The sequence below is a fragment of the Snodgrassella sp. ESL0324 genome, assembly GCF_013344955.1.
Classification (GTDB): domain Bacteria; phylum Pseudomonadota; class Gammaproteobacteria; order Burkholderiales; family Neisseriaceae; genus Snodgrassella; species Snodgrassella alvi.
In genome coordinates, this window is record NZ_JAAEDS010000001.1 from 1 (window position 1) to 23,066 (window position 23,066).

10 protein-coding genes and 1 tRNA gene are annotated in these 23,066 nt (G+C 41.1%); 10 read left to right on the forward strand and 1 reads right to left on the reverse strand.

Going from position 1 to position 23,066, the window contains the following annotated elements:
- Positions 1-272 precede the first annotated feature (272 nt).
- Positions 273-992: a tRNA (N6-threonylcarbamoyladenosine(37)-N6)-methyltransferase TrmO gene (gene tsaA, locus GYY70_RS00005; RefSeq protein WP_174830811.1), complete on the reverse strand. Its 720-nt coding sequence runs from the start codon at positions 990-992 to the stop codon at positions 273-275.
- A gap of 907 nt (positions 993-1,899) precedes the next feature.
- On the opposite strand from tsaA, the gene GYY70_RS00010 reads away from it, so the two are divergent.
- From GYY70_RS00010 to GYY70_RS00055, 10 genes are all read left to right on the forward strand, one after another.
- On the forward strand, positions 1,900-2,649 hold the full coding sequence (locus tag GYY70_RS00010) for an electron transfer flavoprotein subunit beta/FixA family protein (protein ID WP_174830812.1): 750 nt from the start codon (positions 1,900-1,902) through the stop codon (positions 2,647-2,649).
- An 11-nt stretch (positions 2,650-2,660) separates the two neighbouring features.
- On the forward strand, positions 2,661-3,605 hold the full coding sequence (locus GYY70_RS00015) for an electron transfer flavoprotein subunit alpha/FixB family protein (RefSeq protein WP_174830813.1): 945 nt from the start codon (positions 2,661-2,663) through the stop codon (positions 3,603-3,605).
- Positions 3,606-3,782: 177 nt separating this feature from the next.
- Complete coding sequence (locus GYY70_RS00020; protein WP_174830814.1) at positions 3,783-4,835, forward strand: low specificity L-threonine aldolase; 1,053 nt, start codon at positions 3,783-3,785, stop codon at positions 4,833-4,835.
- On the forward strand, positions 4,832-5,440 hold the full coding sequence (locus tag GYY70_RS00025; protein WP_174830815.1) for a YigZ family protein: 609 nt from the start codon (positions 4,832-4,834) through the stop codon (positions 5,438-5,440). Before GYY70_RS00020 ends, GYY70_RS00025 begins: the two co-directional genes overlap by 4 nt.
- Before the next feature lie 70 nt (positions 5,441-5,510).
- Positions 5,511-6,791, forward strand: coding sequence for a phosphoribosylamine--glycine ligase (gene purD / locus GYY70_RS00030; protein WP_174830816.1), 1,281 nt, complete (start codon positions 5,511-5,513; stop codon positions 6,789-6,791).
- 872 nt (positions 6,792-7,663) lie between these two features.
- Positions 7,664-7,737: transfer RNA gene (locus GYY70_RS00035), tRNA-Gly, on the forward strand.
- Positions 7,738-8,686: 949 nt separating this feature from the next.
- Positions 8,687-19,423: an ESPR-type extended signal peptide-containing protein gene (locus GYY70_RS00040; protein ID WP_174830817.1), complete on the forward strand. Its 10,737-nt coding sequence runs from the start codon at positions 8,687-8,689 to the stop codon at positions 19,421-19,423.
- A 96-nt stretch (positions 19,424-19,519) separates the two neighbouring features.
- Positions 19,520-20,665: a DUF2827 domain-containing protein gene (locus GYY70_RS00045; RefSeq protein WP_174830818.1), complete on the forward strand. Its 1,146-nt coding sequence runs from the start codon at positions 19,520-19,522 to the stop codon at positions 20,663-20,665.
- 3 nt (positions 20,666-20,668) lie between these two features.
- The gene (locus tag GYY70_RS00050) at positions 20,669-21,799 is read left to right on the forward strand and encodes a DUF2827 domain-containing protein (RefSeq protein ID WP_174830819.1); all 1,131 of its coding nucleotides are present in this window, start codon (positions 20,669-20,671) and stop codon (positions 21,797-21,799) included.
- Between the two features lie 77 nt (positions 21,800-21,876).
- Positions 21,877-23,064: a DUF2827 domain-containing protein gene (locus GYY70_RS00055; protein WP_025329669.1), complete on the forward strand. Its 1,188-nt coding sequence runs from the start codon at positions 21,877-21,879 to the stop codon at positions 23,062-23,064.
- The last annotated feature ends 2 nt before the right edge of the window (positions 23,065-23,066 follow it).

A 23,066-nucleotide genomic window follows, 5' to 3' on the forward strand; every position in this document is an offset into this window, starting at 1 on the left:
TGGTAACGAATTTAACCGGTAAAAGTAATGAATTTTGCCAAACAGTGGATAAATTATTGCTATCAGAATTTATTTCTGCCAATTATCCACAGGAAGTATTATCAGCAGAAAAGTTATCCACATAATCCACAAATCATACTCATCCGCAAATAATAAGTTATCTACGATTAAATAGATGATTTTTTAATATTATTTTCACTTTTCCACAGGATGTATGGCTTCGTCTTTGTCTTCATCCATTTATTATTTATATTTTTATTTGAATAATAATTTTAAATTCCGACATGTTCACGTAGTCCGGTTACTTCAACAGTTTTATCTCTGAATTGAAATAAAACATCAAAATTACCCAGATGCATAACAAAAACTTTGTCTGTATGGTGCTGATGCACCGGTCGCGGATCCTGGGCCAGACTTTGATTAACTAATTGAAAATATTCAGAATCTAATGAAAAAAATTGCATTTGATTTAATGCATGCTGTGACCAGTGAACTGTCAGTAATTCGCGCTCATGTGCAAAACTGCTATGTGCATAAGGTTTAGCCTCAACAAACGGAATATAGGGTTTGATATCAATTACCGGTGTCTGATCGAGAAAATCCACACCGCTTACATACAATCGAATCTGTTTATTACATTCAATTCGCTCTAGTTTTACCAGTGATAAACCTAAATGATTAGGCCGGTGCGGACTGCGGGTTGCAAAAACCCCTTTTTTTTCTTTACCTCCTAATTTTGGCGGTCTGATCAGAGGTTGCCAGCCGTCTTTAATGGTGGCATGAAAAATAAACTGAACCCAGATATATTCATAATCACTTAAACCGCGTATACATTCAGCAGTAAATTCTGTGGATAAATCGATATATGCCTGAGCTGCCGGTACCAGTCCGGGCTGCCGGGCAACTCCGAATTTTTGTTTATAGGGAGAATTAATGTAACCAATCGGGCGAATTGTCCAGTGCGGACCGGAATTTTCAGAAGATGCGGGCATAAAACGTACAAAATATGATTAATCAGAACAGGTATATTGTACGGTAATTAGTATATTTCTCTGTATATAAATTGTGGATAAAATAATTAATTTATTGTTTTTATTATGTTTAAATTAATCATTTAATGAGTTTCAGCTGATATCCGGCTGCTTAAATTATGCTTGGAATCATAATATTATCGTTTAAGTTGTTGATAAATATGTTTTTATTATTTACTGTTTTATACTGATTTCGTATAAATTCGAAACAGCTTGTTTATCTGGCTGTATTACTGATTTATTAGCTGTTTAAAAGTATATTTTCTAATTAAAAATATTATTAATAACGATAAACAGACCATTATGATTGTGGATAATTTAATTTTTAGTGATAAGTGAATTTCTGTGGATTTTAATCTTGTATGGAAATGTCTGATTCATGATTTCAACCAGAATAAATTATTAACCCGGTATTCCGGACTCGTAGCCTGAAGACCTGCCTGTGGATAAATATAACAGAGTAGGGGAGTGGTTAACTATATGATTTTAATATTATAAAAAATAATCGTGTTGAATTGCGGATTTTAAGTTGCAATGGTTTTATTTCATACCCGAAATTAGGCTGAATTGATCTGTTTATAGCTGTTGATTATTTTTTACAGAATTAAAAATTATTGTACACAGTGATTTTAAAACCGGCCGGATAAAGTTATCCACAAATAATATTTGAACAGCAAAATGATATTTCCAACTGAGTGTCGGCAGTTTATCTGTATTTCTGTTACTATATCCGGTTAAGTATAAATTGATAGTAGCAATTAAATTACACTGATTAACTGATTTATCTGTATTGCGGTGGTTAATCTGCAATCAGAATACCGGTAATCACTGATGATTGCCGGTTATGATTAATCTAAGGGTGGTTCAGATGAAAATATTGGTAGCGGTAAAGCGTGTTGTCGATTACAACGTGAAAGTACGTGTTAAACCTGATGAATCAGATGTGGATATTGGCAATGTGAAAATGTCGATGAATCCGTTTGATGAAATAGCTGTGGAAGAAGCTGTACGTTTAAAGGAGGCCGGTAAAGCCACTGAGGTGGTGGTAGTATCTTTAGGTGTGAAACAGTGTGAAGAAACCTTGCGTACAGCTCTGGCAATGGGTGCTGATCGTGCCATTCATGTTGAAACAGATGAAAAGCTCGAGCCGCTGGCCGTGGCTAAGTTATTAAAAGCCGTGGCCGAAACCGAGCAGCCGCAGTTATTGTTGCTGGGTAAGCAGGCAATTGATGATGATGCCAATCAGACGGCACAAATGCTTGCCGCTTTAATGCAGTTTGCTCAGGGTACTTTTGCCAGCAAAATAGAGCTTAAAGCAGATGAAGTGCTGGTTACCCGTGAAATTGACGGCGGACAGGAACAGCTGGCGCTGAAATTACCTGCTGTAATCAGTACTGATTTGCGGCTGAATGAACCTCGCTATATCAAGCTGCCGAATATTATGCAGGCAAAAAAGAAACCGCTTGAGAAAAAAACAGTAGCTGAGCTGGGTGTGGATATCAGCCCGCGGTTAGTACAGTTAAAGGTAACTGAACCTGCTGAGCGGGCTGCCGGCATCCGGGTTGGAAATGTGGCCGAGCTGGCAGACAGATTGCATCACGAAGCAAAAGTCATTTAAAGGAGATATTAATGTCTGTATTGATTATTGCTGAGTATCAGCAATCCTGTCTGGATGAGGCCACTTTGCATGCTGTATCTGCGGCACAGCAACTGGGGGAAATTGATATTCTGATAGCCGGGCACAATGTAGCCGGTATCGCTGCCCAGGCACAGCAAATTAGCGGGGTACGAAAAGTATTACTGGCTGATGCTCCTGACTATGCTCAGGTATTGGCGGAAGCAGTAGCTCCACTGGTAGTGCAACTTACTGATTCATATGATCATATTATTGCAGCAGCTACTTGTTTCGGTAAAAATTTGTTACCGCGTGTTGCGGCTTTACTTGATTGTGCTCCTGTTTCTGATGTTGTTGCCATTATCGACAGTCAGACATTTGTTCACCCGATTTATGCCGGAAATGCTTTGCAAACAGTGCGTAGTGAACAATCGAAACAGTTGCTGACAATCCGGACTACCGCATTTGCTCTGGCAGAATCTGCTGGCGGGCAAGCGGCAATTGAATCTGTTACCGCTGTTCCTGTGCCTGAATTAAGCCGTTTTATTGAACGTAAACTGACTAAATCAGATCATCCTGAGCTGACTACTGCTAAAGTGGTAGTCAGTGGCGGACGTGGTTTGGGCAGTGCTGAAAATTTTGCTGCACTTCTCAACCCGCTTGCCGATACCCTGAATGCAGCTATCGGTGCTTCACGCGCGGCTGTGGATGCCGGTTATGCTCCGAACGATTATCAGGTAGGGCAGACAGGGAAGGTAGTCGCACCGGAGTTATATATTGCTATTGGTATTTCAGGAGCCATTCAGCATCTGGCCGGAATGAAAGACAGTAAAGTTATTGTGGCTATTAATAAAGATGCTGATGCTCCGATTTTTAACGTAGCTGATTATGCACTGGTTGCTGATTTAAATACTGCTGTACCAGAATTGCTTGAACAGTTAAAGGCTCTTGGGCATTAAATTGCTGATGGTTGTTGAATAATGTTTCACGTGAAACATTATTCAACAGTTTGACCTTGAAACAAACGGGTAGAAAGTATCCGGTTTGCTGTAACTGATTGCCGGTGAACTGCCTGAATATACCCAGTATTCAGGCAATTTTTATGATGTCTTTTATAAAAAATTCAGCTTAAAACGATGAACCGATTACATGATAATCAGAGTTATGCTTTTGCATCAGATAATTATTCAGGTGTTCACCCGAAAATTATCCGGGCACTGACAATTGCTAATGGCGGACATCAGCCTGCTTATGGTGCTGATGTGTATACGCATGCTCTGCAACAGAAAATCAAACAGTTATTTGGTGAGCAGGCTGAAGCTTTTCCGGTATTTAACGGAACCGGAGCCAATGTTACCGCTTTACAGGCATTGTTGCCGCGCTGGGGTGCGGTGATTTGTGCGGAGAGCGCACATATTCAGTGTGATGAAGGAGTGGCGCCTGAACATCTGGCCGGCGTAAAGCTCCTGACGGTTGCTACTGATGATGGTAAATTAACCCCGCAACTGGTAGCCCGGCAAGCCTGGGGTTTTGGAATGGAACATCGTGCTCAGCCGGCAGTTGTGTATATCAGCCAGACTACTGAGCTGGGCACTTGTTATAGCGTGGCTGAAATCCATGATCTGGCCGAATATTGTCATAAACATAATATGCAGCTTTATCTGGATGGAGCACGGCTGGCGAATGCACTGGTAGCGGAAAATACTGATGCCAGAACCATGATTACTGATACGGGTGTGGATATGCTTAATCTGGGCGGTACTAAAAATGGTATGCTGCAGGGCGAATGTATCATCAGTATGCGCGCAGATACTCATGCTGCTATGCCGTATCTGCGTAAAATTAATGCTCAGCTTGGTGCAAAAATGCGTTTTATTTCAGCACAATTTCTGGCATGGTTGGAAGACGATCTGTGGCTGGATCTGGCCGCCGGCAGTAATCTGATGGCAAAGCGGCTGGCTGCATCACTGACCGCAATTGAGCAGGTATCGGTTACTCAAAAAGTTCAGGCAAATGCCATATTTGCCATATTACCTGCTAATGCTCGTGCTCGTTTGCATCAACAGTTTCATTTTTATGACTGGGATGAAAGCAAAGGAGAGGTACGCTGGATGACCAGTTTTGATACCACAACTGAGCAAGTTGATGCATTTGCGGCCGCAATCAGGCAGGCTGTTGCAGAAAAATGAGTACAATTTATCAGTACACAACGCTGGCAGCACCGGCACAGGCAGAATTTAAAGATAAAGGCAGCCGTTTTCTGGCCTTTGCCTATCCGGTGCAGGATGAATCAGAAATTCGCCAGAATGTGCAAACTTTGCGGGAACAGCATCATAAGGCACGTCATTGCTGTTTTGCATGGCGTCTGGGCGTAGATGGTAACCGTTATCGTGCCAATGATGATGGAGAACCTGCCGGGAGTGCCGGCAGGCCGATTCTCGGACAGATTGATTCTGCAAATATCACTGACGTTGTAGTGATAGTGATACGTTATTTTGGTGGTACTTTGCTGGGAGTACCCGGGCTGATCCATGCTTATAAATCTGCTACTGCGGCAGCGATAGAAACTGCTGATAAAATTTGTCTGGATGTATGCCGGCAATTATGGCTTTATTGTGATTATGCTCATTTGAGTGAAGCAATGCGCTGGTGCCGGCAGCAGCAGGCACAGATAATACAGCAGGATCTGCAGCAGCAGTGCTGTCTGTCTGTCCGCCTGCCGCTTGCTCAGCTGGAAAGCGGGCTGTCATCTTTACGCAAGCTGCGGATGATTGATGTTAAACTGGATAACTGAATATTACTGGTTAATGCTATAAAACGCAGCCGGCTGGCTGCATACACACCTTATTTTGGAGAAGGGGTATATGAAATTACTGGTTATCGGCAGCGGCGGACGAGAACATGCTCTGGCCTGGCGTCTGGCACAGTCTCCCAAAGTAAATACGGTTTATGTTGCTCCGGGTAATGCCGGTACTGCAACAGAACCAAAGCTGCTCAACCTTGCTGTAACTGATCATCAGCAGTTGATTGCCTTCTGTCGTGAACAGCAAATAGCATTTACAGTAGTCGGACCGGAAGCACCACTGGCAGCCGGTATTGTGGATGATTTTACTGCCGCTGGTCTGGCTGTTTTTGGTCCGAGCCAATATTGTGCTCAGCTGGAAAGCTCAAAAGATTTTGCTAAGGCGTTTATGGCCAGAACGGGTATCCCCACAGCTGCCTATCAGACTTTTACTGATGCTGAAGCTGCTCATCAGTATATCAGTCAGAAAGGCGCACCGATTGTTATCAAGGCTGATGGTCTGGCAGCCGGTAAAGGAGTGATTGTTGCCATGACACTGGCCGAAGCTCATCAGGCTGTAGATGATATGTTGCTGGACAATACTATGGGTGCTGCCGGTAGCCGGGTGGTAATCGAAGATTTTTTACAGGGAGAAGAAGCCAGCTTTATTGTTATGGTGGATGGTGAGCATGTTTTACCCATGGCTACCAGTCAGGATCACAAACGCCTGCTTGATTTCGATAAAGGCCCGAATACCGGCGGAATGGGTGCTTATTCTCCTGCACCGGTAGTGACTGAAGCTGTACATCAGCGGGTAATGGATGAAATTATTCTTCCTGTAGTAAAGGGAATGCAGGCTGACGGTCATCCTTATCGCGGCTTTCTGTATGCCGGTTTGATGATAGATGATAGCGGAGCACCGTATACCATAGAATTTAACTGCCGGTTTGGTGATCCGGAAACTCAGCCGATTATGTGCCGGTTACAAAGTGATCTGGTGGAGCTGATAGAAGCTGCTCTGGACAGCCGGCTTGATACGGTGACCGCTGAATGGCGAGATCAGGCTGCTGTTGGTGTGGTACTGGCGGCGGCTGGTTATCCACAGGATCCGCGTAAGGGAGATGTAATTTCCGGGATTACTGAGGCTAATCAAACCGGAAAAGTTTTCCATGCCGGTACAGCGTTTAATTCCCGGCATGAACTGGTTACCCATGGCGGACGGGTATTATGTGTAGTCGGATTAGGTGCCGATATCAAAACTGCACAAACCAAAGCTTATACTGCTCTGGAATCAATAAAATTTGCCGGTATGCAATACCGGCATGATATTGGTGCAAAAGCATTAAAAGCTGTGGATAACTAAGTCTGATTTTTATATTTTATCCGTTTATCAACAGATATTCTAATTATGTATTCTGTTTGGTCTGGCTGAGCAGAATACATAATTTTTTGGCTAAACCAGACAAATAGTATGTACTATCAAATTATTAAGACAAATTTTGATTATCGTGATATTCAATTTTAGCTTAGCACAGGTAAATGATAAGAATATAAAACTGTAACTGAATCGATTCTGTGGATAAATATAAAAATGATGTTATGGATAAGGCTGTCTGTAGATTGATTACATCCTCAACAGTTAAAATAAATCGGCATATTCATTAATGATTTTGAGGAATCAGTATAAAACTGTTTTATGCGGAAAATTTGAACTGACTTCAATAAGAGGATTTAAGCATCAGAATATTCTTTATTAACTGTGTATTATCAGCAATTATAATCAAAATTGAATATGACTTATTCAGATATCAATTATTAATAACAGACATGACAGAAAAGGATAAACGTCATCAATACTATAGTGTCTGCACATAGTCATTTATCCAGTATTTATCCACAGTCACCGGGTTTCCGGCTAAAAATAACTGTTTTTGTATTCCGGCTTGTTTATCATCTATTTTGTTTAAAAATATGCTGAAATTTTTCCCGGCAAAGATGTTAACTATCAGTAATCAGTAAATTTTAAATCAGGCAAAAATTTAACAGCCAGAGAAAATAATTTATTGCAATTCTCAGTAAATTAACCGGATATTGAATATGCAGTGCTAAGTATAGCTGTACTTAATCCTGAATTTCTAAACCGGATAGAAGTGATATCTGGTTGTTTGGTACTAATAAGATTATAATAAAATAACTTCTCGGTAACATTACCTACTTACAATAAGCGTTTTTTGAGCGGATATGATGTAGTGGCAGCATAACTGCTTCCCAAGCAGTTCGGGCGGGTTCGAATCCCGTTATCCGCTCCAGTAGTCTGACTGTTATTTTAACTAATTAAGAGAAATAAAATACTTATTAACAGTTTAGTTTATAAAGCTTATAGTTTGAAAAACTGAATTTTTTAATTACTTTTTTTGTTCGGGATATTATTTTTGTTTGATTTGTAATAATCATGCTTCCATAATCAGTTTCGATTTACAAAATGACAATTTTTGTAACTGATATTTATTCTATCTGTTAAATGATATCCACAGACTTATACACAGTTTATAAAATCACTATTTTTATTTGTCTGCATTTATAGTTTTTATATTTATAAAGATACGAACCAATTCGGACATATAATTTAAATTTCTAACTACTGCTATTAATACTTACCGGCTTATTATTCATAATTTTAATGTAAATTTAATTCTTTTTAATAGATTTAATACAAAACTATTACAGAAAATATAAACGGGATATTTAAAATTCAGATATACCGCTATAATTCTGCATTATATGGTTAAACAATTTCATAAAATACCAATATAATATTCAGTAACTGCAAAAATACTGATAAATGATACAAAATCTGTCAAAATTTAATTTAAGCTTTTTATCTTACTTTTCTATAAAAATTAAGCAATAACGTTCTAAATTTATTTACAAGAATTATCAATAAGTAAAATTCGTTCTAATATCCTGTTGTGGCTTTTATAATACATTTAATAATAGGTAAATAAATAGTATTTATCCCGTATAATCGCAAAATTTTATAAAAAGATTATATGTAATATACTGTTTTTATAATTAATTTTTTCTAAAATATTTTATTCAGCTTCAAATAATCTTCTCTGAAACGCCTGTTTGTTTTACCACATTTATACAAATATTTATGTTATATTACTTAATAATTTAACTTTAATTTTAACGTTTTTTAAATTTTTTTTGGTTTTTTGATAAACGCATGATTTTAAAAAATTAGGAGTTAACCAATTGAATAAAATATATCGTGCGATATGGAATGAATCCACGCAGACATGGGTGGCTGCTTCTGAATTAGCTAAAAGTAAAACTAAGGCAAACACTGTTTCCTGTGGAAATAATGAATTGCCTGTATTGGGTAAAATTTGTAGTAATGTGTTCAAAGCTGGTTTACTGACATCTCTGGTTAATCTTGCTTTACTGGCACCTAATAGCTATGCAGGCTCAGGGACTCACTCTTCAATAGCGGGGACTACCATTGGCTCTAACCTTGATGGTTATCAGAATATCAACACTACAGCTATTCAGGGTGATGATTATGACTATTGCGGAGCTGATAATATAACAGACCGGGGTAATAAAAGTGCACGTCCGGCAAATAGTATTTCTGCTTTAGAAGAGTATTTACGCTTTGCAAAGAATACAGCGTTTACAGATAATTCAAAAACTTCTTACCGGCCTTATGGTACAACCGAACGGTCTGAAAATTGGGTATCAGCTGTTGGTCCTGGGCAAGTAACACAGGGTAAAGATCAGAATGGTAAGTTTACACCTGGTTCTGGATATCAGAATCAACTTACTGGTGGTTACCTGAACACATATATAAATGCTTTTGGTATTGGTTCTTTTGCTTATGGTTGTAATTCTTATACTTCAGGAAATCATTCTTTAGCATTTAATGCTAATGCTACTACTACGGCAGGTGGAGCTCAGGCATTTGGTGTGGCCGCATATGCTGCGGGCCGGGCGTCTAACGCTATAGGTGTTTCTTCTCAGGCTGAAGGAGTATCCAGTGTCGCATTAGGATCTGTAGCTAATTCTACAGGAGTTGGAAGTGTTGCCTTTGGTTTACAGTCAAATGCTGCAGCCGATGGTACTGTTGCTGTAGGGGTTAATTCTCAGGCTTCTGTGGATTCTGCGGTTGCTATTGGTAACGACAGCTCTGCAGACGGGAAAGAAAGTATCAGTATTGGTTCAGGTAATAAAGTTTCAGGTGAAGGGTCAATTGCTATAGGCAATTCTGAAACTGCCTCTACCTATGCCTCTGTAGACGGTACTCAGAGTGGTAAGTCCGGCGGTAATACCATAATCACCGGTAACCGTACACTTTCTATAGGTAATAAAAATACCGGTACAACAGATACTGGTGGTATTTCTGCCGCCAATGCATCATTATTTGGTAACAGCAATAAAATTTATGAAGCTCTTGATGGCGTTCATGTAATTGGTAATAGTAATCAGATTGGTGTTGCCAATGCAACCAAACCGCTTCCCGGTAACGGCGCTACGGTAATTGGTAATAATACTATTGTTACTGCTGATAATGCTGTTGCTCTGGGTAACAGTACCTATGTCAGTGGTGAAAGTGCGATTGCTATTGGTAACAGCGCCAAAGCTACAGAAGTTGGAGCTGTTGCTCTGGGTAAAGATTCTTTTGCAAATACTGCAGGAGGTGTTGCCGGTTACAATCCGTATGAAAATGCACCTGCTGATAGTACAGGAGCATGGAAAAGCACTACTGGTGCAGTAGCAGTAGGAAATACCTCTAAGAACATTACCCGGCAGATAACAGATGTAGCTGCCGGTAATGAGGATACTGATGCAGTCAATGTTGCTCAGTTGAAGAGTTTACATTCTTCTACTTTAAGCAGTTTGAATACCGGATCAGAAACCCTTAATAATAATCTGGTTTCTGTTGGTAATTCAATCGACACCCTTTCAGCTTCAGTAGATAGTAAACTAACGGATCTGAATTTAAATATCAATTCTCTCTCGGTGACGGCATTAGGAGAGAATGGAAAACTCGACAGACTGGATAAAAATATTGCTGATTTAAGTCTGTCAACTTCTGAAGGTATCAAATTATTACAGAAGAATACTTTACAGTATAAGAAAGATAGCAACAATCCCGGAGGTTTTTATAATGTTGGTTCTGATGATGGACGAACTCAAAATAAAATAATCAATGTGAATGCAGATGATTCTGTAGTTACTGACGGATCTACATATCTGATTAATGGTGGTCTTTTAAACAAAACTAATTCTCAGATCAGTCTGTTATCATCAAGTATAAGCGATGGTGTTACTAAACTTAACTCCGGAGCTGATGAAGTTTTATCGACTACACGTGATAAAGCACCGAAAATAGATGATCAGATGACTGGTTTTAATCAGTCTCTTTCTAAAGATATCAGCAATTTAAGATCGGTTATACTTGAGTGGACTGAAGAACCTGATAAAAGTAAAACTTTTAAATCTAAAGATGAAACAAAAATAACCGGTGTTGCCAGAGGTAATGCAGACAGTGAAGATTCCACAGATGCTGTAACCGGCGGACAATTACGTGAAATTAACACATTAGTTACTAAAGTAACTAATGATGTAAAGGATAGTACTACCAATAATAATATTGAGGTTGACAAACTGGCATTAGATACAGATTTGGCAATATCCGACAGTAATACTAAGCTGGATACTCTGACTACTTCTATTTCTACAGGTTTGAGCCGGATAACACGTAATGCTCTTTTGTTTAATGAGACCGCAGGTAAATATCAGGAAGATACTAACAAGACTCCGCAAAAAATCAGTAATGCAGAAGCAGGTGATATAAGTGAAAATTCTGACGATGCAATAACCGGAGGACAACTATATACTACAAATACTAAACTGATAAATCTGTCTTCATCTATTTCTGCCGGATGGAATACTCTTTCTGAACAGCGCAGCAGTATTTCGACTTCAGCCAGCAGTAGTCTTAGTACTTTATCCGGTATAATAAATGGAAAACTGGAATCATTATCAACAGTCACTACTAATAGTTTACAAACTTTAAGTAATAATCTGCAGGTATTATCTTCTTCTGCCTCTACTGCAATCAGTAATTTGCAGGAAAGTACAATATTATACGGCGCAGATGGTATGTACCATGCCACGCGTGATAATCTGGCTCAAAAAATAACCGGTGTTGCTCCGGCAGAACTGAGTGAGAATTCAAAGGATATGGTTAATGGTGGTCAGTTATATACCACCAATTCCGAGATTGACAATCTGTCCACTGCTGTTAACAATAAGTTCAGCAGCTTATCCGGTTCAATATCTGTGTCAGTTAGTTCGAGCCTGAGTGACTTATCAGCAAGTCTGAATGTAAACAGAGATAAAGTTTCTTCTCTGCAGGCTAATGCACTGCAATGGGACGATATTGCTAAAGCTTACAGTGCAAAGCATGGTAATACAGATAGTACTACAGATGGCAGGCAGAAAATTACTAATGTTCTTGAAGGCAATATTACCAGTCCGGATTCAACCGATGCGGTAACCGGCGGACAGTATTATAATCTGGATACAGCTATAACTGACAAAGTAAGTACACTTTCGATAAATGCGCTGAGTTCTGTTGATGGGATTAATAAGAGTATCTCATCATTACAGCAACAGATGTTGACGCTTGACGGAAACAAATTTAATGCTGAACGTGTTGAAAAAAATCAGAAAATTACCGGTGTAGCTGAAGCTGCGCTGAATAGCGCCTCAACAGATGCTGTTGTTGGAAAGCAGCTGTCTTCAACGAATTTTTCTCTGAGTAGCTTAATTACTTCAACTAATGCCGGATTTAAAGCATTTTCCAACTCGTTAGATCAGTACTCTGAAAATACCAAAAAAACAGGGACAGACTTGGTAAATGGTATTAATACAAGTATCAGTTCTTTGCAGAGTAATGCTTTACTGTGGGACAAAGATAATGGATACAGTGCTACCCATGATATTAAAGGAAATCAGAAAATTACCAACGTTTCTGCTCTTGATGGTAATCTTGCCCCGGGTTCAACTGATGCATTAACAGGTAGTCAGGTTAGCCGTTTCATTACTTCCAGAGATAAAAGTATTAATAAAGTATATGCAGACTTACAAGGCTTATCTGCAGATTCAATCAAAAAACTGGAAAGTGAAATTACGAATGGTCTGAATGGAGTTAATCAGGAAATAGCGGGATTAAAACAGAATCTGTTACTATGGAATGACAAAGCCGGAGCTTATGATGCCAGTCATAATACGTCTGCTGGAGCGGAAAAAATTACCAATGTTGCTGAGGGCAGATTGGTTTCCGGTTCAACAGATGCTGTAACCGGTAAACAGTTATTTGAAACTAAATCTAATATCGCAACGCTGAGTACATCATTAGTTAATGATCTGGATAAGAAATCCAATAGCATTAACGATAATCTGAATAATCAAAAGGCTATTCTGGGCAATTCTATTGCTACAGGTATCAATAAACTGGGCAGTGATATAAATTCTAATATACAGTCAGTAGATTCTGGTATTGAAGACTTGAAACAGACTGCGCTGCAATGGAACGGTAGTTCTTATGATGCCAGTCATGGTCAGGTAGGCGGTAAAAACAAAATCACCAATGTGGATCAGGGTAACTTATATGAAAAATCAACCGATGCAGTAATAGGTGATCAGTTAGCCAGAACCAATACCAGTATTAAAACTTTATCTGACGGTCTTAGTACCAGTCTGCAGAAATTATCCGGTTCCATTTCTTCTATCGTGGATCAATATTCATCTGACTGGGAAAAAGACCTGATTACCCGGAAAGATTCTTTCTCTGCAAGTATTAGTTCCGGTTTAAGTAGTATTAATACCAGTCTTTCAAAGATAACGAAAAATGCATTACTATGGAACGGTAGTGCTTATGATGCCTCTGTTGAAAATAGTAAAGGAACCATTACTAATGTAGCAAAAGGTGATTTGCAGAAAGATTCACATGATGCAATAGTTGGTGCTCAGTTATTGACTACTAATACGAAGCTAAATTCGCTTTCTACATCATTTGACGATAAAGTAAAAGGTTATAAAAGTACAACTCAAAACAGTTTAAACAGCTTATCTACAGCTCTGGGCAATTCTTCTTTTTCCGATCTTGAAAGTCTGTCTTCATCAGCTGCACTAGCTCTGGGTAATATAAATGATGGTATTTCAGATCTGAAACAGAATGCATTGCAGTGGAAAGGCAATGCCTATAATGCCGGCTATGGTGCTGAAAGTGAAAAGAAAAATATTACTAATGTTGCCGATGGTCTGCTTGCAAAAGGATCAAAAGATGCAGTCACAGGTAATCAGCTCCATAATACTGATGTAGCTATCAGTGATCTGAAAAAAGAAGTAGATGACGGTGTAACGCGTTTAACCAGTTCCCATGATATTTTTGATAAAAATATAGCTGCTTTAACTGAAAAACTTGAAAAAACTGCTGGCAGTCTGTCAAGTCTGTCTACAACTACTGAAACCGATCTGAACAGTATTAATACTGGTATTTCCAATTTGCAGGATAATGCTTTGCAATGGAAAGATCGTGCTTATAATGCCCGTCATGGTACAAAAGATGATAAAAACATCATTACTCATGTGGCAGCAGGTAGTCTGAAAGAAAATTCATCAGACGCGGTAACGGGTGCACAGCTATTCGGTACCCAAAGTAATATTACCGTTCTGGAAAGCAAACTGACAGGTGTATCTGATAGTTTGAGTTCTGGTATCAGTAGTTTATCTGACTCACTGAATAATTTAACCACTTCCAATTTGTCTGCTCTGGAGCAGAGTAGAGACCGCATTGAAAGTGATATTACAAGTCTCTCTTCAACTACCTCTTCAGTACTAAGCTCGGCTGACAGTGATCTCGCTGTTCTCAGTGAAAATGCATTACAGTGGAAAGATGGTTCATATGATGCCAGCCATGGCAAAGAAAATGATAAAAATTTTATCAAGAATGCTGGTAAAGGTGATGTATATGCCGGTTCAACCGATGCCATTACCGGCGATCAGTTATATACAACCGGCAGCCATTTGGATGCACTGAGTTATAGTTTCAGTACTAGTTTTGATAGTTTTTCAACTACATTAAACAGTTTAATTGATAAAGGTGTTGGAAGCCTTTCTAGCAGTGTTGCCAGTATTGATGGAGAAGTAAGTAAATTACAACAGAATGCGTTACAATGGAACAAGAGTATTTCTGCATATGATGCAAGTTCTGTAACTGGCAAACCGGCAAAAATTACTCAGGTTGCCGATGGTCGGGTAGAATTAAATTCGTCAGATGCTATTACTGGTGCTCAACTGTTTAGCCTGTCCACGGTGTCTAAAGATAACCTGGTCAACGTAGCCTCCTCAATGAATTTAAGTTTAAGTACAATACAAGATTCAGTAGATAGTTCCTCTGCTTCACTTTCTAGTCAATATGATACGTTATCAAAAGATATTTCGAACAATTTCAATGAATTTTCCACTAGTACTTCGATAAGTTTAGACAGCTTGTCCACTGGTAATTCAACTACTGTGTCGAATCTGGCTGACCGTATAAATACAAGCCTGAGCGCTCAGTCTGACAGTATAGACAATAGTATCAATAAGCTGTCTACAGAATTTGATAATAATCTGAATAACCTGACTTCAAATATTGCAGAATCTGCTGAAGAATTAACTAATTCATTAAATACTGTTAACAAGGGTATAAATACACTCAAGCAGAATGCACTGCAATGGAATGAAGAAGCCGGTGCGTATAGTGCAAATCATGGAACTGGTAAGGCACAAAAAATTACCAACGTAGCTGCCGGTAATGTAGCACCGGATTCAAGCGATGCTATTAATGGCAGCCAGTTCTTCCAACTGTCCGGCTCAGCATCAACAGGGCTGAACAATCTGTCAACCAGTCTGAGCACAGTAACCAACAATCAGTTAAACAGTCTGTCTACTATTATTAGTAATAGTCTGAGCACGGTGAATCAAAACGTATCCAGTTTGTCAACCGGACTGAATACTGTTACTGAAAAGGTTACTGCATTGCAGATTGATGCACTGCAATGGGATAAAGTAAACGGTAATTACAAGGCTGATCATGGTACCGGTAATGCTCAGAAGATTACACAGGTAGCAGCAGGTTCGATAGCGGCAAATTCTACCGATGCAGTTAACGGTGCGCAGATGTACAGTTTGTCAACCGGTACTGCTGACAGTGTCAATAAACTGACTGAAAACCTGAATAAAACCAATTTAGAATTAGGTTCATTGTCCACAGCAACAAACACAGACCTGAAAAATCTGAAAGACAGCCTGAACAGCACCAGCGATAAACTGACTCAGCTAACATCCAGTACTTCAGGCAGTATACAGAGCATTAGCACCAGTCTGGACACACTGACTACTTCTACAGCTAACAGCCTGCAGGCTCTGGACAAAGGTCTGAAAGATACCAGCAGCAGCGTATCCGCATTGCAGACTAATGCCTTGCAGTGGAACGCAGACAAAGGTGTTTATGATGCCAGCCGAAACGGCAGTGCCAAAGTTCTGAGTGGTGTGGCAGCAGGAGCAGTGAGTGCAGTATCCACAGAAGCGGTTAACGGCGGACAGCTGTATAGTCTGTCTACGGTAACTGTAGCAGGACTGAACAGTGTCAGCACCGGTCTGAGCAGTTTGTCAGAGTCTGCGACTACCGGTCTGAACAATCTGTCAGCCAGTCTGAGCAGTGCGAATCAGAATCTGACTACCTTGCAGCAGAATGCATTGCAGTGGAGCAACACACTGACTGCTTATGATGCCGGCCATAATGGTACAGCGCAGCGGATTACCAATGTAGCAGCAGGCAATATAGCATTGGGTTCTACAGATGCAGTAAACGGTGGTCAGCTATTCAGTCTGTCCAGCTCAGCATCAACAGGACTGAGCAGTCTGTCAACCAACCTGAGTAAAGTAACCGACAATCAGTTAGGCAGTCTGTCTACTATTACTGGTGATAATCTGAACACTGTGAATCAAAACGTATCCAGTCTGTCATCCAGTCTGAATGATACTAATACTAATGTAGGCAATCTGCAGAAAGATGCATTGCAATGGAACAGTACAATTAGTGCCTATGATGCAACCCGTGGCGGTCGTGCGCAGAAACTGACCGGAATTGCCGGCGGGGACATCAGCGATACATCAAGTGATGCGGTTAACGGTGCGCAGATGTACAGTCTGTCAACGCTGACTCAGACAGGTCTGAGCAGCAGCAGTACTGGTCTGAGCAGCCTGAGCAGTGTTACCTCATCTGCTCTGAATAATGTAAATAGAAGTCTGGAGTCACTGTCCACAGAAACTCATACAGGACTGAGCAGTGTCAGCACCGGTCTGAGCAGTTTGTCACAGTCTGCGAGTACCGGCCTGAACAATCTGACAGCCAGTCTGAGCAGTACGAATCAGAATCTGACTACCTTGCAGCAGAATGCATTGCAGTGGAATGGCACTGCGTATGATGCCGGTAGAAGTAATACTGTACAGAAAATTACTAACGTTGCGGCAGGCAGAATAGCAGTTGATTCTACTGATGCAGTGAACGGCAGCCAGTTCTTTAACCTGTCAGGTTCAACATCAACAGGGCTGAACAGTCTGTCAACCAGTCTGAGCACAGTAACCAACGATCAGTTAAGCAGTTTGTCTACTATTACTGGTGATAATCTGAACACTGTGAATAAAAATGTGACTAGTCTGTCAACCAGTCTGGATAAAACTAATATTAATGTAGGCAATCTGCAGAAAGATGCATTGCAAAGAAACCGGGTAAGCGGTGATTTTGATGCAAGACGCGAAGATAAAGAGCAGAAACTGACTGGTATAGCTGCCGGAGATATCAGTGCAACTTCATCTGATGTTATTAACGGTACGCAGATGTTCAGACTGTCAACGCTGACTCAGACAGGTCTGGGCAGCATCAGTACTGGTCTGAGCAGCCTGAGCAGTGTTACCTCATCTTCTCTGGATAATGTAAATAGAAGTCTGGAGTCACTGTCCACAGAAACTCAAACAGGACTGAACAGTATCAGCACCGGTCTGAGCAGTTTGTCAGAGTCTGCGACTACCGGTCTGAACAATCTGACAGCCAGTCTGAACAGTACGAATCAGAATCTGACTACATTGCAGCAGAATGCATTGCAGTGGAACAGCACACTGACTGCTTATGATGCCGGCCATAATGGTATAGCGCAGCGGATTACCAATGTAGCAGCAGGCAGAATAGCAGCTGATTCTACAGATGCAGTAAATGGTGGTCAGCTATTCAGTCTGTCCGGCTCAACATCAACAGGGCTGAGCAGTCTGTCGACAGTAGTTTCATCCACTGTTATTAATGGAATCAGCACTATAAGCAACTCCCTGTCTACCGGCTATGAAAGTCTGTCACACAGCCTGAGTACGGCAACAGACAATCTGCAACAGCTGACAAACATCACCAGCAGCAGTCTGAGCAGCTTATCAACTGTTGCAAGTACAACTCAGAACGATGTGACAGATCTGAAAGAGAAAGTACTGAAATGGAATGATGATAAAGGCGGATTTGATGCAGGAAGACCAAACAATCTGACCCGTGATCCAGGTTTAGGTAAGATCTATAACGTGAAAGATGGTGAGATTGCAGCGGGTTCGCATGAAGCAGTAACCGGCGGACAGCTTTACACAGTGCAAACCGATCTGTCTGCTCTGTCAACATCTACATCGGATATAGTGAATTCATTAAACAAAACTCTGGATGAATTATCAACAAGTAATGTTATTACTAACGTAGCTAATCTGACCAAAAATGCATTGCAATGGAAAGATGATGGTACAGGTAACAATACAGGGTTTTATGATGCTGGTTATAATGGTATTGCACAGCGGATTACCAATATTGCAGCCGGTAATATAGCTCAAGGTTCTCTTGATGCGGTTAATGCCGGTCAGTTGTGGACGGTACAAAGTAGCCTGAGTACTCTGTCAACTAAAGTAGATACTCTGCCGACGGGGAATGTTTCAGATGCTGAACTGGCCAGTCTGTCAACGGCAATCAGTACAGGTATAGCCAATCAGATTTCTACCGCAGCGTCTAGTCTGGGTACTTCCTACCAGCCGAGTGCAAACAGTATTGAGCCGCCAAAATACGATAGTATTACACCGACAGGAGGTGTGGTATCGGCAGATAATGTAGATGATGCACTGGCAAATTTGAGGAATTACGGTACTAAGTTTGTGAAAAGTAATTCTGCAAAAGCAACCTCAGTTGCACAGGGTGCTGATTCTATCGCAGTAGGCGGAGCAGCTATGGCCAGCGGAACATCGGCAGTTGCAATCGGTGATTCTGCAAGTGCTCCGTCAGCCAATGCTGTGGCACTGGGTAGTCAGGCTAAGGTAACACAGACCGGAGGCGTAGCACTTGGTGCGGGTTCAGTAGCGAATACGGCAGCCGGAATAGAAAGCTATATTCCGGTAACGGCAACGTCACAGCAGGCAGCAGCGATCCGGGCAACGAAGAGTACGGAAGGTGCGGTATCTGTAGGTGATGCATCGAAAGGTGTATATCGTCAGATAACCGGAGTTGCGGCAGGTACGGCTGATACTGATGCAGTAAACGTGGCTCAGCTTAAAGGTGTTGATAATCAGGTTAGCAGAATAAATGAATATGTTAACCAGATAAATGATAATGTTCACCGTGTTGAGCGCCGTGCATATTCAGGAACGGCAATGGCTATGGCCTTGTCCGGTGCTTATCTGCCTTCCCTGAATGGTGGTGAACAGACTGTTGGTGTTGGTGTCGGTGCATATCGTGGCTATGGTGCTATTGGTGTAAACTATAAGGCAGCAAGTAAAAACGGCAAAATAACATGGGGTGCAGGTGTTTCCACAACAGGTAAAGAGATCGCAGTTAATTCTGTACTTGGCTTTAAGTGGTAAGAAAACCTGATTAAGCAGACTTCTGGTCTTCCCGTGGAAGTCCGGAAGTCTTATTTGTTTATCAGTAATTACATTTTTACTAAAATACGGATTAATATGCGCATCGGTATCTCTGTTATTACTCATGCCAACCAGAATATCTGGGAAAATGGTATGAGTCAGAATATTATATTTTTGGTTCAGAGCCTGAAGGCTATCCCGTTTGTTAAATCAGTCGATCTGATTAATGTGGGCGGACAGCCGGGAATGGCCGGACAAATTGATTTAAGTCTGTTTGACTTGCGACTGTTGTCGGAACAGGAAGCTGAAGATGCTTTTGATGTCATTATAGAACTGGCCGGTGCATTAAATCCGCAATGGCTGGCTTTGCAGCGGGCACGTGGTAAAAAAGTGGTATTTTATTGTGTTGGTCAGCCTTATGTAGGTCTGGCAGAATTCAATGTTTTTGAAAAACCAACCAGTTTTCCGCCCGTAGATCGTTCTGATGAAGTATGGGTTTTACCTAAAGATAAGGACTATATTCCGATGTTGCGGACAATGTATCGTTGTCCGGTACATGTTACGCCCTATCTGTGGGATCCGATGTTTATATCCCGCCGCAAACAGGAAATTAGTGAGCACGGTTTCTATTTTGGCTGGCGCGGCAATCTGCAGGATGGTGTTAAAACACCGTTGAATGTGGCTATTTTCGAGCCCAATATTTCAGTTGTGAAAACTTCATCCATTCCGATGCTGGCCTGTGATGAGGCCTACCGGGCAGAGCCACAGTCAATAGGTATGATGCATGTGCTCAATACGCTGCACATGAAAGATCATCTGACGATGCTGTATCTGGCCAACTCACTGAATCTGGTAAAAGATCATAAAGCCTGTTTTTACGGCCGCCATGATATTGCCGGTTTTATGGCACAGCATGCTAATGCAGTGGTTTCGCATCAATGGTGCAATGATCAGAATTATTTGTATCTGGATGCACTGTATGGTGATTATCCTTTGATTCATAATTCACCATGGTTAAAAGAGTTTGGTGCCGGCTATTATTATCCGGATTTTAATGCTGCAGAGGCGGGCAGACAGTTAATTTTTGCCTGGCAGCATCATGAAGAAAATCTGGGCAGTCAGCGTCAGGCTTCTCAGGCATTATTTAAAGCTACTTCACCTCTCACTGAAGCCAATATCGCCGCTCATGTGCAGCTGTTGTCTAATCTGTGTGCTGATCGTCCAGAATTATTAAGGAATTAACTCATGTCGTCGGTGTCTTCACTTCGTGTAGGTGTTTCGATTTATGTGCGTAAAGGAGCACAGTCGCTTTGGGAAAACGGCATATTTCAGAATTGTCTGTTTCTGGCAATGCTGTTACAGAAATCACCGGTTGTCAGTAATGTAGTACTGGTTGCCGGTTCCGGTGACGGTGATATGCAGGATGCGATGAATTTTCTGAAGGATTCACCAGTACCGGTAATTGACATGGCCAGTGCTCTGAACGAGCTGGACGTCATGATTGAAATGAGCGCTCAGCTAGCCAGGGAATGGATGATAAGTTTCAAGGCTCAGGGCGGCAGAGTAGTCAGTATGCGGGTAGGTAATGACTATGTAATTGATATTGAACGCATGCTGTTTGATAAGCCATCTGCATTACTGATTACAGGTGCCCCGTATGATGAGGTATGGACATTACCTGAGTACGAGAAAACCTGTATGCCCTATTTTGCCAGTACTTTCCGTACTCCGGTAAGAATTATGCCGCATTTGTGGAGTCCGGTTATTCTGAATAAGGCTTGTGAAAAACTGCCGGAAGGTGAGACATTTGAGTATCAGCCCGGCCGCAGACGCTGGCGTATTGGTTTGTTTGAGCCAAATATGTGTATGGTAAAAACCAGTTATATACCTATGCTGGTCTGCGAAAATGCACATCGGCTGAATCCGGATTTTATTGAGCATATCTATGCCTGTAATACCATGAATCTGAAAGAGCAGACTGCTTTTAATCTGTTTGCCCAGAGTCTGAATATTATTCGTCACGGTCTGACATCATTTGAAGGCCGTTATCCGATCTGGCAGGTTGTATCGCGCTATTGTGACGCAATTGTCTGCCATCAGTGGGAAAATGCACAGAATTATCTTTATTATGAAGCTTTGTATGGCGGTTACCCGCTAATCCACAATTCGCATCTGATTGGCGATTGCGGATACCGTTATCATGATTTTGATTGCGAAGAAGGCGGGCAGAAACTGGCAGAAGCATATAAAATGCATGATGAAATTCTTGCCGGTTACCGTGAACGTGCAAAAGCCTTTTTGGCAACACTTGATCCGGAAGCAGAAAACAATGTGCGCTGTTATACAGAGGCATTGGAATCTTTATTTAAGGCATAGATTACACTAAATTTGCCAACTCTTTAGTATAATGTATGCATAAAACCAGCCAGCAATAAAACATTTCGATTGAAATTATGAACTTATCTAATAATCCAAATTTAATTACCAGCCATGGTCAGGATGCTGCACCCACACGCTTGCGTATCGGGATTACTATTGGTCTGAGTCATCCTAAGGAGACTCTGTGGAATAATGGTATTAAACAGAATGCTGTTTTTCTTGCTGATGCATTGAAGAATTGTCCTAATGTAGATTCTGTAGTACTGGTAAACACAACTGACGTACCGGTTACATCAAGCTTGCCATGGGATTTGGAGATATGGCCGACCAAAAGCTTTCTTGAGGCCAAGGATCAGATAGATGTATTGATCGAGCTGGGCGGGCAGATTAGCGCGGAGCAAACGGCCTATATCAAAGATCGGGGTGTGCGCCTGATTTCTTATTGCTGCGGTTTTGAATATATCCATATGATGGAATCGATTTTGTTTTCCCGTAATATGGGTGGCGCCAATCTGTTTATTAATCAGCGCTATGATGATATCTGGATGATTCCGCAGGTTGCAAACTGCAGTCAGGCATATTTTGAAGTATTCCGTCGCCATGACGCGCGTGTTGTACCCTTTGTGTGGAGTCCGGTATTTCTGATTCAGAAAACCGCCGCTATGCCTTTTCAGGGTTTATGGCAGGTTCCGACATCCCGTAAGGGCTGGCGTTTGTCGATAATGGAACCGAATATAGATGTGGTTAAATTCTGCCTGTATCCGATTCTGATTGCTGAAATGGCCTATCGTACTGAACCTGAAGCCATTAATATTCTTCAGGTTTGTAATACTTTACCGATGGCTCAGAAATCCATGGAATTCATTGCGCTGATGAATCAGCTGGATATTGTGAAAAATCGCAAGTCAGTATTTCTGGGTCGTTATGATACGCCTACATTTCTGGCAACCAATACGGATGCAGTGATATCGCACCAGTGGGAAAATCCGCTTAATTACTTTTATCTTGAAGTGTGCTGGCAGGGCTACCCTTTGATTCATAATGCTGAACTGATTTCAGATCTGGGCTATTATTATCAGGGTAATAACGTGGAAGAAGGTGCTAAACAGTTGTTTGCCGCCATGAGTGACCATGCCTATAATGCTGCTCATTACGTATATGACCAGCGACAGCAGATTGCCCGTTTCCTGCCGAATAATACTGATTTGGTGGCCAGCTATTCTGCCTTGCTGACAGAACTGATGGCCAGACCAATTCGCTAATG

What these genes read in the sequence shown, in the direction of transcription:
- tsaA (WP_174830811.1), bottom strand. Translation starts at nt 992, where the DNA reads ATGCCCGCATCTTCTGAAAATTCCGGTCCGCACTGGACAATTCGCCCG.
- GYY70_RS00010 (WP_174830812.1), top strand. Translation starts at nt 1,900, where the DNA reads ATGAAAATATTGGTAGCGGTAAAGCGTGTTGTCGATTACAACGTGAAA.
- GYY70_RS00015 (WP_174830813.1), top strand. Translation starts at nt 2,661, where the DNA reads ATGTCTGTATTGATTATTGCTGAGTATCAGCAATCCTGTCTGGATGAG.
- GYY70_RS00020 (WP_174830814.1), top strand. Translation starts at nt 3,783, where the DNA reads ATGAACCGATTACATGATAATCAGAGTTATGCTTTTGCATCAGATAAT.
- GYY70_RS00025 (WP_174830815.1), top strand. Translation starts at nt 4,832, where the DNA reads ATGAGTACAATTTATCAGTACACAACGCTGGCAGCACCGGCACAGGCA.
- purD (WP_174830816.1), top strand. Translation starts at nt 5,511, where the DNA reads ATGAAATTACTGGTTATCGGCAGCGGCGGACGAGAACATGCTCTGGCC.
- GYY70_RS00045 (WP_174830818.1), top strand. Translation starts at nt 19,520, where the DNA reads ATGCGCATCGGTATCTCTGTTATTACTCATGCCAACCAGAATATCTGG.
- GYY70_RS00050 (WP_174830819.1), top strand. Translation starts at nt 20,669, where the DNA reads ATGTCGTCGGTGTCTTCACTTCGTGTAGGTGTTTCGATTTATGTGCGT.
- GYY70_RS00055 (WP_025329669.1), top strand. Translation starts at nt 21,877, where the DNA reads ATGAACTTATCTAATAATCCAAATTTAATTACCAGCCATGGTCAGGAT.